The sequence below is a fragment of the Corynebacterium kutscheri genome, from assembly GCF_000980835.1.
Taxonomy (GTDB): domain Bacteria; phylum Actinomycetota; class Actinomycetes; order Mycobacteriales; family Mycobacteriaceae; genus Corynebacterium; species Corynebacterium kutscheri.
Map to the genome: position 1 here is coordinate 1,154,545 of NZ_CP011312.1, position 16,228 is coordinate 1,170,772.

Consider the following 16,228-nt stretch of genomic DNA (forward strand, 5'->3'; position numbering starts at 1 on the left):
TGCGGGATCTTGTGTTTTCTGATGATAATCCCGCTCAGCTGCCGAATAGCCGGCACAAACAATCCTAAAACCTAAGCCAACTCGACGATCTCCATATACTCGTCGTTCCATAAATCTTCGTCACCATCAGGCAAAACAATAACCCGCTCTGGTTCTAGGGCACGTACAGCTCCAGGGTCGTGTGTAACGAGTACTACTGCCCCTTTATATGTGCGTAAAGCATCCAAGACTTGCTCACGCGAAATGGGATCGAGGTTGTTGGTGGGTTCGTCTAGAAGCAAAACATTTGCCCGTGAGCTAACCAGGGCAGCGAGTGCTAAACGGGTTTTTTCACCACCAGATAAAGTCCCGGCTGGTTGTTCTAGCTGCTCGCCTTGGAACATAAAGGCACCTAGTAAACCGCGCAGATCCTGCTCGCCTGCTTCCGGACAAGCTTCGATAGTGTTTTGCCAGACTGATTTATTAGGATCAATGGTGTCGTGTTCCTGAGCAAAATAGCCAATTTTTAACCCATGTCCACTAACAATGCCACCTTCGCCATCGGTACGTTCTACCCCAGCTAGCAGTTTAAGCAGGGTGGTTTTGCCGGCACCATTAAAACCTAGTACCACGACACGTGAGCCTTTATCGATGGCTAAATCGACCCCAGCGAAAACTTCTAAAGAACCATACATTTTAGTAAGTCCTTGAGCCTGCAGTGGTGTCTTTCCACAAGGAGCAGGCTCGGGGAAACTAATCGCAGCAACCCGATCGGCAACACGTACCTCATCTAGGCTGTTCATCATGCGTTCTGCACGGTGGAGCATTTGTTTTGCTGCAGCAGCTTTAGACGCTTTAGCACCCAAACGAGCTGCTTGATCCCGTAAAGCGGCAGCCTTTTTCTCTGCATTGGCACGCTCACGTCGTCTGCGAGCTTCATCGGTAGCGCGGGCTTCTTTGTATTTTTCGAAACCCATGTTGTACACATCGGCCTCGGCACGTACTGCATCTAAAAACCACACTTTATTGCAGACGGCGTCGAGAAGCTCAACATCGTGTGAAATAAGGATTAACCCACCCTCATGTTTCTTTAAAAAGCTACGCAACCAAGTAATTGAATCCGCGTCAAGGTGGTTGGTAGGTTCGTCGAGAAGCAAAGTAGTCTGTGACTTCCCACTACCTGCTGAGGCGGCAAAAAGGATCTGGGCAAGCTCAACACGCCGACGCTGACCACCAGACAAAGTTTTTAATGGCTGATCCAAAACACGTTCCGGCAAACCAAGATTATCGCAAATCTGGGCACATTCAGAAGCCGCTTCATAACCACCCAACGCCTGATAACGTTCCTCCAACCGAGAATACTTCTTAATTGCCTGATCGCGCTTAGCAGGAGTCTCGCTAAGCTCCATGATTTCCTGCTGACGCTGCATCGAAGACATAAGCTGATCCAACCCACGCGCCGATAACACCCGGTCACGCGCTAACTGATCGATATTTCCTTCCCGAGAATCCTGCGGTAAATAACCAATAGCACCCGAACGAGTCACCGAACCACCATACGGCTGTGTCTCGCCAGCAAGAATACGCATGGTAGTTGTTTTACCCGCACCATTTCGCCCTACCAGCCCAATCCGGTCACCCGGCTGCACCCGAAGATGCTGGCCAGGGGCATATAATAACGTGCGGGCGCCAACGCGTACCTCAAAGTCATTGGTTACAATCACAGCGAAACAGTCTAGCTGATCAAACAACTGTTCCCGAATCGTTATTTTCCCTGACCCAGCGGTAACAAAATGGCAACTCCTCATAGAAAAACCTTAAGAAATATTCGATTTCATTTTTATTTTGTATAGGGTGGGACTCTGTGAGCTGCGAGATCCGTAGCCGCGCAGACCAAGGAGAATTCCCTTGTTCAAGCGATCGCTTGGAATTGCTATGTCCATCGTCGGCCTTGTTGTTGGAGCTGGCTTTGCTTCCGGCCAAGAAATGCTGCAATATTTTATTGCTTTCGGCTCCCACGGTCTTATCGGAGCCATTGTTGCCTCATTGATAATGATCGTAAGTTGTATTGCCGTCGTACAGCTGGGCAGCTATTTTCGCGCCTTAGAGCACAAAGTTGTGTTTGATAAAGTAGCCCACCCTATTACCGCGCGACTTTTCGATATTGCAACCATAGCCACTTTGTTTTGTACCGGTTTTATTATGTTTGCAGGTGCCGGTAGCAACCTTAATCAGCAATTTGGTTTAGCACCCTGGATTGGTGCTCTCATTATGCTTGTTATTACCTTGCTAGCAGGCATGTTAGATGTTGATAAGGTAAGCACGGTTATCGGGGCAATCACGCCATTTATCATTGTTTTTATCGTTGGGGCGGGTGTCTATGCGATTGCAACCTCTTCCATAGACTTTTCTGAGTTGGATTCTTTCGCCCGTGCGAATCTTGATTCCACATTGCCAAACTGGTGGATTAGTGCACTGAATTATGTTGGTATGACGCTAATTATTGGTGTGTCGATGGCTATTGTGATTGGCGGAAACAATTTTGATCCCAAGGCTGCTGCGTATGGTGGATTAGGCGGCGGCATTGTTTTTTCAGTGCTACTAATGCTTATTGTCATAGCGCTTTTTATTAGCATTCCGGATGTATATGCCGATGATATGCCAATGCTTAGTATTGTTAACCAGATTCATCCAATGCTGGGAACACCTATGTCTATAGTTATTTTCGGCATGATTTTTAATACTGCGATCGGTATGTTTTATGCCCTAGCAAAACGACTCAGTGCGAACCAACCTAGTCGTTTTCGATTAATTTTTATTACGATATGTCTGATTGGCTTTGGTTGTAGCTTTGCCGGGTTTAAAACACTAGTCGCTGTGGTCTACCCTATCTTGGGCTACATCGGTATTGCTTTGACAGTAGTGCTTATCGCAGGCTGGATTCGTGATCGCAGTGCTATTAAAGAAGAGACAAAACGACGCGACCGCGTACGTCGATTGCTATTTAAAAAGCACCACCCATTGAAAAACTTCAGTTCAAAAGATGCTCTTCGACTGAAAAAGGCTACCGCGGCGTCTAATCTTGACGCTGAAGACCTCCACAAATCCATTATGGAAGATCTCGAAGAAGTGCTTCCCGACGAGCACACCGTGGCGCTGCCTGATACGCAAGAACAAAAATAATAGTTAAAAATTTCTAAAATCTGTGGAAAACTCTTTTCATTTATATTGAGTTTTCCACAGATTTTGCTTTTTCAACTCAAAAACCTTGTCTCAGGAAAGTCTATGGGTAAAGCTAAAACCATGATGATTGATCAGCTTTGCCATATAGCACGCCACGGCGTTGGCCTTGCTCGCGAGCTTTTCGATACCAAACTCACCACCGATCAAATCAGCGAACTTCTTAAAATTGATAGTACAACGGCGCATAATTATTTTCTTACTGCACAGAGTCTTTTCGCTCCCATAAACAAAGCTGAGAAACTAATCCGGGATAATGCATTACAGCAAGCACTTAATGGCGAACTCAGCCTGGATGAACTTGTACTCATTAATCAGCAGGTGCATAAACTTGCTAGTGATGTTCAGTATTCGCGGGAACAATTGCGCCTAGAAATGGTTCAACTTGCGCGTACACGCACTTTTGGTGCATTGCGTACAGCATGTCGAGCGAAAGTTCGTAAGTTGAATATTCAGAGCGCTAAGAAGCCTAGAAGCAGCGTTCGAATATCAAAGACCATGGATGAATATGGAATGCGTACGATCGTCGCAAGGCTAAATACTGAAGTTTTTAATGACTTCTTTACGGCCTTAGAAAAGCGTACCGCCAGCTGTTATGACCGTGATTCTGGGCTGGATTATCATCATGCACGAGCTGTTGCTTTAAAGCAGCTTTTTGAATCGACGAATAATTGTGGCATCGGCGTGCACGTTGTGATGCGCTATAGCGAGCTCACTGAGGGGCTGAGCCGTGACTCCTATACGCTAACCGATGGCTCTAACGCTACTTTAAAAATGTTGGCGGAAAAGTTGGAACCAGCTGGCTGGGCAGTGGTTTATGATGATGACACCAATCTTCCCATAGAAGCAGCTGTGATTGAGCAGCGCAGTGCCAATAAAAAACAAAGACAAGCACTTATAGGACATACAACATATTGTGCTGCTCCAGGTTGTCACGTTCCAGCCCAATTTGGGACGCAGGCACATCATATTATTCCTGCGTCTATGGGAGGGCCGACCACAATTTCTAACCTCGTGTTGCTGTGCCCATTTCACCACGGACAGGTTACAGCCGGCAGCGCCAAAGTTGAGATCACTGCCGATGGACACTATGAATGGACATGCAATTACACCAAGCGAAGATACATCAATAACAATGAAGTTATTGAACAGGCCGGGCACGCGCTAATTACACAGAGAAACCGAGAGCCCGTAGCTGTTCACGGCCATCTTCGGTAATCAAATGCGGACCCCACGGCGGCATCCATACCCAATGTAACGAAAGCTTATCGACGACCCCCTTTCCGATCACTGCGGTTTGCGCTTGATCTTCAAGGACGTCGGTAAGTGGACATGCCGGCGAAGTAAGGGTCATATTAATGTGCGCTTCGGTGCCGTTTTCAATCCAGATGTCATAGACAAGCCCAAGATCAACAACATTAATACCTAATTCTGGGTCGATAACGTCGCGCATTAATTCTTCGATGTCATAAGCTTTTGCGACGTCTTCTTCTGATTGCTCGGAACGTACAACGAATTCTTCATTTTCATTATTCATGAGATCCCCTTTGTCTCAAGAGCATCACTCGTGGCTGCCTGGAAGGCTTTCCAACCGAGCAACGCGCATTTAACACGTGCTGGATACTTTGACACCCCAGAGAACGCTATTCCGTCACCGATTAATTCATCGTCACCGTCATAGCTGCCTCGTGAGGTAATCATTTTTTCGAAGTCGGTCAGTTTTTCCACAGCTTTGTCTATGGGCAAGCCGATAATCTCCTCAGCCATTACTGACGTTGATGCCTGGCTAATTGAACATCCCTCAGCATCATAGGAAACATCTACGACAGAGCTGCCGTCCTCAGAGAGTAAAACGCGAAGGGTGATTTCGTCGCCGCACGATGGATTGACGTGGTGCACTTCAGAGTCAAAAGCACTGCGCAAGCCACGGTGATGCGGGTTCTTATAGTGATCCAAGATCACTTCTTGGTACATAGATTCAAGGTTCATAATTTTTTCATCCTCGACATAGACTAATCGATGTCAAAGAATTCTTTAGCTTTAAGGATTGCCTCATAGAGCGCATCTACTTCAGCTATGGTGTTGTACAAATAAAATGAGGCTCGCGCTGTTGATTGTGCTTTCAAACTTCTATGAATTGGCCAGGCACAATGATGCCCCACTCGAATTGATACACCTTGATCGTCAAGCACTTGACCTAAATCGTGTGGATGAATGCCATCGACTAAGAAGCTAATTGCTGCCCCTCTCTTATCTGAGTCTATGGGGCCTAGGATACGCAAACCCGGAATTTGCTGTAGTTTTTTTAACGCATAGGTGGTTAATGTGTGTTCGTGCGCAGCGATTTTCTCCATACCGATGTGGTTTAGGAAATCTACTGCCGCTCCTAGGGCAACAACTTGAGAGGTCATTTGTGTTCCGGCTTCGAATCGCTGGGGTGGCTCAGCGTAGGTGGAACCTTCCATGGTGACTACTTCAATCATTGATCCGCCGGTAAGAAACGGTGGAAACTTTGCCAGGTGTTGCGCTTTTCCATAGAGTGCTCCTACCCCACTTGGCCCACACATTTTGTGCCCAGAGAAAGCCGCGAAATCAACATTGAGTTCATGAAAATCTACTGGCATATGGGGAACCGATTGGCAGGCGTCTAGTACGGTTAAGGCTCCCACATTGTGGGCACGTTGCACAAGCGTTTCGACGTCTGCCACTGCGCCAGTAACGTTGGATTGATGAGTAAAAGTAACAATCTTTACAGTGTCATCTAGTTCCAGTGAGTCTAGGTCGATACGACCATCGTCGGTGCTGGTGTACCACTTTAATGTGGCGCCGGTTCGTCGGCATAGTTCTTGCCAAGGAACAAGGTTTGCGTGGTGTTCTAGCTCAGTGACCACTACGGTATCTGCAGCTGTTACCTGGAGATCTCCGGCGCGGTCGTCGCCAAGCGTGTAGGCAACAAGGTTGAGTGCTTCAGTTGCGTTTTTGGTAAAGGCTAGTTCGTGCCAGTCGGCGCCGACAAAAGCCGCAATTTTTTCACGTGCTTGTTCGTAAGCGTCAGTAGCTTTCTCAGCTAATTCATAGGCTCCTCTATGTACAGGAGCGTTTGTGTGTAGCACGAATTGTTCTTCGGCTCGCCACACAGATTCTGGGCGTTGCGACGTTGCCCCAGAGTCGAGATAAATCAGTGGTTTTCCGCCGCGCACAGTTTCGCGCAGGATTGGGAACTGTGCTCGAATGTTTTCTATGTGGAGTAAGCCATCAGGGTGGTGAAGTGAGTCCATAAAAAGTCCTAAGCAAAAAAGAACCCGTGGGGTGTTTTTCCACGGGCTCTGTGTGGGTTATAGGAACTGATCGTAGCCGTTAGCTTCGAGTTCGTCAGCAAGCTCGGCGGTACCGGAGGTAACGATTTTGCCGTCGGCGAAGACGTGGACAAAATCGGGTTTAACGTAGTTAAGGATCCGCTTGTAGTGCGTGATCATGAGGATTCCGCCATTGGTTTCTTCTTGGTAACGGTTGATTCCTTCACTAACAATGCGTAGTGCGTCTACGTCAAGGCCGGAGTCAGTTTCGTCCATGACAGCGAATTTTGGCTTGAGTAAATCGAGTTGTAGTACCTCGTGGCGTTTTTTCTCGCCACCAGAAAAACCTTCGTTAACACTGCGTTCTGCAAAAGCTTTGTCTATGTGGAGTTTTTCTTGGGCTTCGCGGACTTCTTTAACCCATTCGCGTAGCTTGGGTGCCTCACCGCGAACAGCGGTAGCAGCAGAACGTAGGAAGTTTGCCATAGAAACACCTGGGATTTCGGTGGGATATTGCATGGCAAGGAAAAGGCCGGCGCGGGCGCGTTCGTCGACTTCTAGTTCAAGTAGGTTAATGCCGTCGAGAAGTACTTCGCCTTCGGTGACCTCATAGCGAGGGTGCCCAGATAGTGTGTAGGACAGGGTGGATTTGCCGGAACCATTAGGCCCCATGATGGCGTGGGTTTCACCGGAGTTGATGGTGAGATTGACGCCTTTGAGAATGGGTTTTGGTTCGGCGTTTTCGTCTGAGGGAATGACCTGCGCATGCAAGTTGCGGATTTCTAGGGTGCTCATGTTTGTGCTTTCTTAAATTTAAAGGGTATGCAGTGTTTCGAGTTCGTCAGCGATGCGGTTTTCTAGTTCTTCGCGAATGCTTTCGACGGGGATGCGTCCAATAACTTCCGAGAAGAAACCACGCACGATTAACCGCCGAGCCTCAGCTTCTGGGATTCCGCGTGATTTAAGGTAGAACTCTTGTTCATCGTCGAAACGGCCGACTGTAGCTGCGTGTCCGGCTCCAGCAATTTCTCCGGTTTCGATTTCTAGGTTTGGCACTGCATCTGCACGGGCGCCTTCGGTGAGTACGAGGTTCCGGTTTGCTTCGTAGGTGTCGGTGCCTTGTGCATTGGAGCGAATGAGTACATCTCCTACCCAGGCGGTGCGAGCTTCTGGTTTATCAGAGTGTGGATCAGCTTGTAGCGCGCCTTTGTAGAGTACGTTGGATCGGCAATTTGGCATTGCGTGATCAACAAGTAGGCGCTGTTCGAAGAATTGTCCGTCGTCAGCAAAATAAACCCCGAGCATTTCAGCATCGCCACCGGGGGCAGTAAAGCGCACTCGCGGTACGATACGTACAATTTCGCCACCAAAGACCGCACTATTATGGCGTAACACTGCATCTCGGCCGAGTATGGCAGCTTGACCGGAAATGTGAACTGTATCGTCATTCCAGGAAGCATCTACGATAACGGTTAGTCGCGCATTATCGCCAATAATGAATTCTATGTTGTCGGCGTGGGTGGCACTACCGAGATAACGCAGATCAACGGTAGCTTCGGCACCAGTTTCAACTTCAATCACTATGTGGGAGAAGGTAGTTGTTTCTACCCCAGCTCCGGTGATGGTGATGGTAACCGGCTGTGTGGTTACACTATTAGTTGCAAAGCCAACGTAGACGGCTTCGGAAACGCTGCTAAAAGCTTGAGCAGCAACACGATCAACCATGCCACCGGTGCGGCCGACGCGGTTATCAGTGGTAGCGATACGTTCTACTGTCACCTCAGCACTAGCATCGACGGTGATATCAGCGTCACGGAAAGTACTAAAGGTTGAGTTGTGTAGCCCACGTAAACGGCGTACCGGTACAAAACGCCATACTTCGTCGCGGCCACGTACCTCATCGAAATCAGCAACATTAAAGGAAGTAAAAAGATCGCCTTTGTTGTTGTGCACGGTTGCGTTTTTAACAGTTTCGGCCATTTAGCCCACCGATCCTTCCATTTGCAATTCGATAAGGCGGTTAAGCTCTAAGGCATATTCCATGGGCAGCTCTTTAGCAATGGGCTCGACGAAACCACGTACGATCATGGCCATGGCTTCATCTTCAGCAATACCGCGTGACATCAGGTAGAAAAGCTGCTCTTCAGAGACCTGAGAAACAGTTGCTTCATGGCCGAGTGAGACGTGGTCATTGCGGATGTCATTATAAGGGTAGGTATCTGAACGCGAAATATTGTCAACTAGTAGTGCATCGCATTCGACATTTGAGGTGGAGTGGTGTGCGTTAGCGTTAATGCGCACCAGACCACGGTAAGCAGCACGCCCACCTCCACGAGCAACAGATTTGCTAACAATATTAGAGGAAGTATAGGGCGCCATATGGGTCATTTTTGCGCCGGTGTCTTGGAATTGTCCTTCGCCAGCAAAAGCAACCGAAAGTACTTCTCCCTTAGCATGTGGGCCAGTCATCCATACTGCCGGGTATTTCATGGTTACTTTGGACCCAATATTGCCATCAACCCATTCCATAGTAGCACCTTCTTCGCACTTGGTGCGCTTGGTGACCAGGTTATAGACGTTATTAGACCAGTTTTGGATGGTTGTGTAGCGGCAGCGACCACCTTTTTTCACAATGATCTCAACTACTGCTGAGTGCAAGGAATCTGATTTATAAATCGGCGCGGTACAGCCCTCAACATAGTGCACATACGCATCTTCATCCACGATAATAAGGGTGCGTTCAAACTGTCCCATATTTTCTGTATTGATGCGGAAATATGCCTGTAGCGGAATATCAACGTGTACGCCCTTGGGCACGTAAACGAAGGAACCACCCGACCATACAGCGGAGTTTAGTGCCGAGAATTTATTGTCACCAGCAGGAATAACGGTGCCAAAGTATTCTTTAAATAGTTCTTCGTGTTCTCGTAATGCAGTGTCAGTATCTAGGAAAATAACGCCTTGGCGTTCTAGATCTTCACGAATTTGGTGGTAAACAACCTCAGATTCATATTGAGCAGCGACACCGGCAACAAGACGTTGTTTTTCTGCTTCTGGAATGCCTAATTTATCGTAAGTGTTTTTAATATCTTCGGGAAGGTCTTCCCATGTTTGTGCTTGTTTCTCTGTGGAGCGGACGAAGTACTTAATGTTATCGAAGTCGATATCGGAAAGATCTGCACCCCAGGTAGGCAGGGGTTTTTTCTCGAAGGTGCTTAACGCCTTCAGGCGTTGCTCCAACATCCATTCTGGTTCGTTCTTTTTTTGAGAGATATCGCGTACAACGTCTTCATTGAGTCCACGCCGGGCTGCAGCACCTGCGTCGTCGGAATCATGCCAACCATAATTGTACGGACCGATAGACTCGATGATTTCATCGTCGGTTTGCGGCGTTGTGACACCTGGCTGAGTCATGAACCGCTCCTTTCATCGGGTGTTATGGGTGAATGTGTCTTTATCGGGGTAATCGGGATATTCGTGGTGCATATTCCATGCCCATCAGCAATTGAGGCAAGTGGCTGGACATGCTGGCCAAAAAGCGCAGCAATAACCTCATGCTCGGCTTCACATAGTTCTGGAAATTCAGCGGCAACACCGGCGATAGGACAGTGATGCTGGCATATTTGTACCCCTAAATCCGTTGTTGAAACGGTTGCGGCATATCCTTTATGTGAAAAAGCTTCTACGACGGCCTCTGCAGCTTCTTCGATTCCGGTTAAAGAATCGACTCCATCGACGATAGATTGTGCTCTTTTCTTGGCAAATGCTCTGACGGCTTCATCGCCACCGGTTTCGCGCAAGGTCTGAAGTGCTTGGACTGCCAATGAGTCATAGTCATGACCGAATTGTGCTCGCCCAGCAGAGGTTAATCGGAATGTTTTAGCAGGTCGCCCTCTGGAATGTGTGCCAGCAACTTTTCGTGCTGGCGCGCGTTCGGCAAACCCGTTGTCCACGAGATTGTCTAGGTGTCTACGTATTCCCGTTGCCGAGAGTCCGAGGCTTTGTCCCAGTTGGGTAGCGGTAATAGGGCTATTGCGCAACATGAGAAGCATGATTTGTCGACGGGTTTCGCCATCAGTCGTGCGTGTGTCGGGCATAACTTTTTCCACCTCCAAAGAACATCACTGCTCACCTTTAGACAACAATAGTGTTCCTTAAATCTATTCCCGAGCGCAACCTGAGACACCTGTAAAATGAATATTCATGCATGAGTTATATCAGGCGGTTCGCGGTGAATTGCCTCGAATGGGCAAACCTGGATCGCGATCTGCTCTCCTGCATTTTGAGCAGTTGCCCTCAAATGCAAAGCTCAGCGTTATCGAGGCCTATCGAGTTACCCGTTTGCGTTGGATTGGTGCTACTGGTGTCATCCTTATTGCTATTGGTGGTTTAGGTGCTGGTGCCCTGCCAGTGGTTAATAGTACCTATATTGGTTACCCCCTAGGCTCCCTCCTATCTAGAATGCTGCAAACCTCAACAATCCTTTGTTTCATTGGGATTGGATTATTAGTTGTTGCTTGGTTAAAGCTTGCTGCCTATGTGGGTGTGTACCTACGAGGCAAAAACCAACATCAAGGTATTGTCACCAACTCTTTTATCTGGCGAACCTATCTTGCCTGGAGTTTGCCTTTCTTATTGACCGCTCCTATGTTCTCGCAAGATATTTATTCTTATCTAGCTAATGGATCAATTGTGCGTCAAGGGTTGGATCCTTATTCGGCAGGTCCAATAGATATTTTAGGAGCCGATGACCCGTTAGCGCGCAGTGTACCTTTTATTTGGGCGCACTCCCCTTCGCCTTATGGGCCAGTATCTTTAGGGCTTGCTCGAATAATAAGCGCTATGACCGGTGACAATATTGCGCTGGGAGTTTTTGCGCATCGGGTTGTGTCTATTGCCGGGATTGCTTTAGCGGCCTGGGCGCTTATGACTTTAGCTCAACGTTGCCGGGTTCAACCTCAAGCGGCATTATGGTTGGGCATTCTTAACCCTTTAACAATCATTCATCTAGTTGCCGGTATCCATAATGAAGCAATACTGTTAGGCCTTTTGCTTGGAGGTTTTGAACTAGGTTTACGTGGTATCGATAAGCTTATGTTGGGTTGGCATACACAATCGATGCTTCTTCTTTGTGCAGGTAGTTTCCTTATTTCTTGTGCGGGAATGGTCAAGGTTACGGGGTTTATTGGCTTAGGTTTTATTGGGGTATTTCATGCCCGGGTACTGCATGGGCGAGAGCATAAACATTTTTATTCCTGGGCAGTGGCGATTCTTAGCCAGGTGTTCATCCTTATTGGCAGTGTCATACTAGTTACCTTGATTTCTGGGATTAATACTGGCTGGATTTCTGCCCAAGGTGGTGCAGTGAGTATTCGAAGTTGGATGTCTGCTGCAACTGGTGTGGGAGTAGTTTTTGGTTGGCTGGGAATGGTGTTGGATTTAGGTGATCATACCGAAGCGATTTTAAGTGTTACTCGTGCTGTAGGCATTGCAGTAGCCGGTATATTTATGCTGCGCATGCTTATTGGTACCTATCGTGGTGTGATTCATCCCTTGGGAGCATTGGGAATCTCTACTTTTGTATTGGTCATACTATTTCCAGTTGTGCACCCTTGGTATATGTTGTGGGCGATTTTCCCGCTTGCTGGGTGGGCTAATCGGATTTTATTCCGAGGTATGGTTATGGGTTATTCAGCAATCATTTCTTTTTTTGTCCTCCCCCGCGGACTTAGTCTCCCCCCAACAACCGTACTTTCGATCTATATCGGGGCAGCCATTGGTTTTTCAATTCTTGCCTCGATTTATTGGTGGGTAACTCGTCGTGTGCGTTAGCAATTTCACTCAGCTGGCATAAACTAGTTTTCCGTGACCTTTTTAGAATCCAATGATTACGTTGTCGAGCTGGATAACGTCGTTAAGCAATATGGCTCTCAACGCGCTGTTAATGGGCTCAGTTTTGCCGTGCGACGAGGCGAGATACTTGCATTCTTGGGTCCTAATGGAGCGGGTAAAACCACGACTATAGAAATGTGTGAGGGTTTTTCTGCTCCCACTTCTGGAACGATTCGTATTTTTGGCCTTGACCCCTCACGCCACCATGATCAGGTGCGTCGCCGGATAGGTATTATGCTCCAAGGCGGTGGTAGTTATTCCGGGGTTAAAGTAATGGAAATGCTGAAACTGGCTGCCAGTTATAGCAAAAATCCTTTAGATCCTGAATGGCTTATCGACGTTGTTGGCTTGCGATCTCAAGCTAACACTACTTATCGACGACTCTCTGGTGGGCAGCAACAACGACTTTCGTTAGCTCTTGCGATTATTGGTCGACCAGAACTTGTTTTTTTAGATGAACCTACTACCGGATTAGATGCGCAATCGCGGCTACTTGTATGGGAACTCATCCAGCAATTGCGAGCTGATGGAGTCACTATTATTGTGACTACTCATTTAATTGATGAAGCAGAATTTTTAGCTGATCGGGTCATTATTATTGACCAAGGCGTAGCCGTTGCTTCTGGTTCTCCAGAAGAACTAAAGAAATCAAGCACTCAGGAAGCATTGCGTATTCGTACAACGGCTACTTTTTCTTTTCCTGGGTTACGTACTATTAAGCCTTGTAATTATGAGCTTGATGCAGAAATTACTCCTATACAACTAGCAAAAGTTTTTGCAGCAGCTGCTGAGCAAGAAGTGCTTATCACGTCATTGGATACACGTGTTAGAAGTTTAGAGGACGTTTTTCTTGAGATCACTGGAAAGGAATAACCTAGTTTAATGTATGCCCCAGGTACGTTCTCACCATCTCCGGAACAAGCGAGTATTGCTCGCATTTTATATGCACAGGCAACTATTGAAGCCAAGCTTTTTCTCCGCCACGGCGAACAATTACTGTTAAGTTTTATCATTCCGTGGGGCATGCTTATCGCCATTGCTACCTTACCGCTTATTGATAGCCCTACCCCACTGACCCAAGCTGTGCCGATGATGTTATCAGTAGCAGCAATGAGTTCTGGTTTTACTGGACAAGCTATTTCTTTGGCTTTTGATCGTCGCTATGGCGCACTAAAACGCGCTGGAGCATCCGGGGTACCTACCTGGGCAATTATTCTCGGAAAAATTTGTGGAGTACTTGTAGTAAGCACTTTGCAACTTATCCTTCTTTTAGGCACAAGCCTGTTATTTGGTTGGTCTGGTGCTGTCGGCACGGCGATCATGGTATTTTTTCTTGGAGTGGCTGCTTTTACCGCAATCGGGATGCTGGTGGGCGGTACATTAAGCTCAGAATTGGTTTTAGGGCTTGCCAATCTTATTTGGGTGATTCTAGTTGGTATTGCAAGCTATGTTATTTTTCGAGCACAAACACAACCGGGTGTATTACTAAATCTTATTCCCTCAGTTTCTTTAGCTAATGGGCTAACAACTGCTTTTTCTGGGGGTATTCCATGGCTAGAAATCCTAATTTTATTAGGTTGGTTAGTGCTTAGCTCGCTTGCAGCGATTCGATGGTTTAAATTCACTAATTAAAAGTTCCCGTGGTGTATCTCATGTTTGCCTTGACTGTGTAGTTCACTCTTGGTGCGTAGAATGACACAACGTGACTACAGCAGAGAACAAGCAAAAGAACCGCACGTGGATACCCACTATTAAGCTGCAACGACGACTAGCCTTATTACTACTTATTGCTCAAGGATCTATTACTGTCACTGGATCAATTGTTCGTGTGACTGGGTCTGGGTTAGGTTGTGATACTTGGCCTAATTGCCATCAGGGTTCGTTGGTACCAGTTGCTGGCGCGGCACCGTGGATTCATCAAGCTATTGAGTTTGGTAACCGTTTGCTTACTTTTGTTCTGGTTGCCTTAGCTATTGCTGTTTTCGTAGCTGTTGGTAAAGCTTGTCGTCGCAAAGAAATTATTAATCATGCTCTGCTTCAATGTTTAGGTATTGTGGTGCAAGCTGTTATCGGTGGAATTTCGGTATGGCTTGATCTGCAATGGTGGGCAGTTGCGCTTCACTTCTTGCCGTCAATGCTGTTAGTTTGGTTAGCCGGTATCCTTTATGCCCGCATTACTGAGCCTGACGATGGCTCTATTGAAGAGTTCTTTAGTGGTGGGCTACGCGGTCTTGCTGCTTTAACCGCAATTTTGCTTTCTGCAGTACTTGTTACTGGAACTATGGTTACTGGTGCGGGTGTTCACTCTGGTGATTCTGGGGTGGGTATGCAAGGTCGACTGGAAGTTGATATTGATTGGATGGCTCATGTGCATGCCTGGACAATGTATTGTTACCTTGCTTTCACGGCGCTTTTAGTACTGGGTTTGGCCTTACAACAAGCACCAAAGAAATCTCAACGAATCGGTTGGGGTTTGATTCTTATGATTCTTCTTCAAGCTATTATCGGTGTCGCTCAATACCGTCTTGGGGTGCCACGGTGGTCGGTACCAATTCATATTGGTATGAGTTCTGTGGTAGTAGCGTTTTGTTCACTTTTATGGGCATCTGGCAAACAGCGGCAAGGTGGAACTGCTAGTTTGACGGGTTCACCTACTGGTGATGCTGAATATCAGCACTAGTACATAAAAAATTCGGCAGGAAAATACAATGCGTTTTCCTGCCGAATTTTTTTATTGCGGTTAAAAGAAGGTTGTTGTCCAACCCAGCATAGAACCAATAGTTTCTAAGCCAAGCACTGCATCGAGGGAAAGTCCCATAAAAAGAATTGCTAGATAATTATTAGATAAAATAAATAGCTTCAGTGGCTTAACTTGATCACCATTTTTTGTGCTTTGATGCAAAGAAATTGCCATTGTTAAAAACCAAATACCAGACGCAACAGATACTAACGCATAGATCCAGCCGGCAGCTGGTATAAGCAAGAATGTGGTAAGCACTGTAGCCCAGGTGTAACCGACAATTTGTTGGGTTACTTGTACGGGTGTACGTACTACCGGCAACATAGGAACGCCAGCAGCTGCATAATCTTCCTTGTATTTCATAGCCAGCGCCCAGGTGTGCGGTGGTGTCCAGAAGAAGATAATCATAAATAATACGATGGCTTGCCACCACTGATCTGGTAAATCAGCGGGCATATTATCGGTTATTACCGCCCAACCAACCATCACCGGCATGCAACCAGCGGCGCCGCCCCAGACAATATTCATATGTGTGCGACGCTTAAGAAACTTTGTATAGACAAAGATATAGAAGAAAATCGTCAGTAAAATAAAGCAAGCTGCTAATAGAGATTTACACAACACATATAGCCACAGGAAGCTTGTAACGGTTAGCACCCAGGCAAAAATAGTGGCGTTTCGGTTGCTTACTGTGTGTCGTACCAATGGGCGCGCCCTGGTACGCCCCATTTTCTGGTCTATATCTGTATCAGCGACCATATTAAAAGTATTGGCCGCAGCAGCACCCATCCACCCACCAATAACCGTGAGGAAGATAAGCGCAATATTATTTTCACCGCGTTGAGCCTGCAACATTGCGGGAATAGTTGCAACAAGAAGGAGCTCAATGACCCTCGGCTTAGTGAGCGCGATATAGGCCTTAATGGTCTCCAAGATGGCGTCCTCCCAGACAATGTAAAAGGCTGTTAAAAATAGTTGGTATTGTCCTCGCTCATGCATGGACAATGTTAATAATCTTATACAGATAGCTATAAGTTATCGAACCTTACCAATGGTAAGACGTTTTTATACTTTAGGCTAT

15 protein-coding genes are annotated in these 16,228 nt (G+C 47.0%); 6 read left to right on the plus strand and 9 right to left on the minus strand.

All coding sequences use genetic code 11. The features are described 5' to 3' along the window. Positions 1-71: 71 nt before the first annotated feature. Positions 72-1,703: an ABC-F family ATP-binding cassette domain-containing protein gene (locus UL82_RS05290; RefSeq protein ID WP_046441250.1), complete on the minus strand. Its 1,632-nt coding sequence runs from the start codon at positions 1,701-1,703 to the stop codon at positions 72-74. A gap of 184 nt (positions 1,704-1,887) precedes the next feature. Here UL82_RS05290 and UL82_RS05295 point away from each other — a divergent pair, with 184 nt between their 5' ends. Both UL82_RS05295 and UL82_RS05300 read left to right on the plus strand, forming a co-directional pair. Further along, positions 1,888-3,162: a YkvI family membrane protein gene (locus UL82_RS05295; protein ID WP_046439451.1), complete on the plus strand. Its 1,275-nt coding sequence runs from the start codon at positions 1,888-1,890 to the stop codon at positions 3,160-3,162. A 102-nt stretch (positions 3,163-3,264) separates the two neighbouring features. Continuing rightward, on the plus strand, positions 3,265-4,437 hold the full coding sequence (locus UL82_RS05300; RefSeq protein ID WP_046439453.1) for an HNH endonuclease signature motif containing protein: 1,173 nt from the start codon (positions 3,265-3,267) through the stop codon (positions 4,435-4,437). Here UL82_RS05300 and UL82_RS05305 read toward each other — a convergent pair. The 7 genes from UL82_RS05305 to UL82_RS05335 are packed head-to-tail and all read right to left on the minus strand — an operon-like array spanning position 4,388 to position 10,612. Beyond that, positions 4,388-4,756: a metal-sulfur cluster assembly factor gene (locus UL82_RS05305; RefSeq protein WP_046439455.1), complete on the minus strand. Its 369-nt coding sequence runs from the start codon at positions 4,754-4,756 to the stop codon at positions 4,388-4,390. The two genes, UL82_RS05300 and UL82_RS05305, sit on opposite strands and share 50 nt — an antisense overlap. Continuing rightward, the gene (gene sufU / locus UL82_RS05310) at positions 4,753-5,208 is read right to left on the minus strand and encodes a Fe-S cluster assembly sulfur transfer protein SufU (protein ID WP_046439457.1); all 456 of its coding nucleotides are present in this window, start codon (positions 5,206-5,208) and stop codon (positions 4,753-4,755) included. Before sufU ends, UL82_RS05305 begins: the two co-directional genes overlap by 4 nt. Before the next feature lie 23 nt (positions 5,209-5,231). Then, the gene (locus UL82_RS05315) at positions 5,232-6,497 is read right to left on the minus strand and encodes a cysteine desulfurase (RefSeq protein ID WP_046439459.1); all 1,266 of its coding nucleotides are present in this window, start codon (positions 6,495-6,497) and stop codon (positions 5,232-5,234) included. 57 nt (positions 6,498-6,554) lie between these two features. Next, on the minus strand, positions 6,555-7,310 hold the full coding sequence (gene sufC / locus UL82_RS05320) for a Fe-S cluster assembly ATPase SufC (protein WP_046439461.1): 756 nt from the start codon (positions 7,308-7,310) through the stop codon (positions 6,555-6,557). Between the two features lie 18 nt (positions 7,311-7,328). Continuing rightward, positions 7,329-8,495: a Fe-S cluster assembly protein SufD gene (gene sufD, locus UL82_RS05325; RefSeq protein ID WP_046439463.1), complete on the minus strand. Its 1,167-nt coding sequence runs from the start codon at positions 8,493-8,495 to the stop codon at positions 7,329-7,331. After that, positions 8,496-9,929 (minus strand): Fe-S cluster assembly protein SufB, encoded by a 1,434-nt coding sequence (sufB, locus tag UL82_RS05330; RefSeq protein WP_046439465.1) that lies wholly within the window; start codon positions 9,927-9,929, stop codon positions 8,496-8,498. Continuing rightward, positions 9,926-10,612, minus strand: a complete 687-nt coding sequence (locus UL82_RS05335) for a helix-turn-helix transcriptional regulator (protein ID WP_083966507.1) — start codon at positions 10,610-10,612, stop codon at positions 9,926-9,928. The genes sufB and UL82_RS05335 overlap by 4 nt, the downstream gene beginning before the upstream one ends. Before the next feature lie 106 nt (positions 10,613-10,718). On the opposite strand from UL82_RS05335, the gene mptB reads away from it, so the two are divergent. The 4 genes from mptB (at position 10,719) to UL82_RS05355 (ending at position 15,087) form a co-directional block, all read left to right on the plus strand. Continuing rightward, positions 10,719-12,347 (plus strand): polyprenol phosphomannose-dependent alpha 1,6 mannosyltransferase MptB, encoded by a 1,629-nt coding sequence (gene mptB / locus UL82_RS05340; protein ID WP_046439467.1) that lies wholly within the window; start codon positions 10,719-10,721, stop codon positions 12,345-12,347. Positions 12,348-12,380: 33 nt separating this feature from the next. Further along, positions 12,381-13,280 (plus strand): ABC transporter ATP-binding protein, encoded by a 900-nt coding sequence (locus UL82_RS05345; protein WP_046439469.1) that lies wholly within the window; start codon positions 12,381-12,383, stop codon positions 13,278-13,280. Positions 13,281-13,289: 9 nt separating this feature from the next. Beyond that, a complete protein-coding gene (locus UL82_RS05350; RefSeq protein ID WP_046439470.1) occupies positions 13,290-14,039 on the plus strand; it encodes an ABC transporter permease in 750 nt (249 codons plus the stop codon). 70 nt (positions 14,040-14,109) lie between these two features. After that, a complete protein-coding gene (locus tag UL82_RS05355) occupies positions 14,110-15,087 on the plus strand; it encodes a COX15/CtaA family protein (protein ID WP_046439471.1) in 978 nt (325 codons plus the stop codon). Positions 15,088-15,147: 60 nt separating this feature from the next. On the opposite strand, the gene UL82_RS05360 is transcribed toward UL82_RS05355, so the two are convergent. Beyond that, positions 15,148-16,080 (minus strand): heme o synthase, encoded by a 933-nt coding sequence (locus UL82_RS05360; RefSeq protein WP_046441254.1) that lies wholly within the window; start codon positions 16,078-16,080, stop codon positions 15,148-15,150. Positions 16,081-16,228 lie beyond the last annotated feature (148 nt).

Excerpts from the sequence above, each read along its gene's own strand:
- UL82_RS05305 (WP_046439455.1), bottom strand. The coding sequence starts at position 4,756 with ATGAATAATGAAAATGAAGAATTCGTTGTACGTTCCGAGCAATCAGAA.
- UL82_RS05300 (WP_046439453.1), top strand. The coding sequence starts at position 3,265 with ATGGGTAAAGCTAAAACCATGATGATTGATCAGCTTTGCCATATAGCA.
- sufD (WP_046439463.1), bottom strand. The coding sequence starts at position 8,495 with ATGGCCGAAACTGTTAAAAACGCAACCGTGCACAACAACAAAGGCGAT.
- UL82_RS05335 (WP_083966507.1), bottom strand. The coding sequence starts at position 10,612 with ATGCCCGACACACGCACGACTGATGGCGAAACCCGTCGACAAATCATG.
- mptB (WP_046439467.1), top strand. The coding sequence starts at position 10,719 with ATGCATGAGTTATATCAGGCGGTTCGCGGTGAATTGCCTCGAATGGGC.
- sufC (WP_046439461.1), bottom strand. The coding sequence starts at position 7,310 with ATGAGCACCCTAGAAATCCGCAACTTGCATGCGCAGGTCATTCCCTCA.
- sufB (WP_046439465.1), bottom strand. The coding sequence starts at position 9,929 with ATGACTCAGCCAGGTGTCACAACGCCGCAAACCGACGATGAAATCATC.
- sufU (WP_046439457.1), bottom strand. The coding sequence starts at position 5,208 with ATGAACCTTGAATCTATGTACCAAGAAGTGATCTTGGATCACTATAAG.
- UL82_RS05315 (WP_046439459.1), bottom strand. The coding sequence starts at position 6,497 with ATGGACTCACTTCACCACCCTGATGGCTTACTCCACATAGAAAACATT.
- UL82_RS05350 (WP_046439470.1), top strand. The coding sequence starts at position 13,290 with ATGTATGCCCCAGGTACGTTCTCACCATCTCCGGAACAAGCGAGTATT.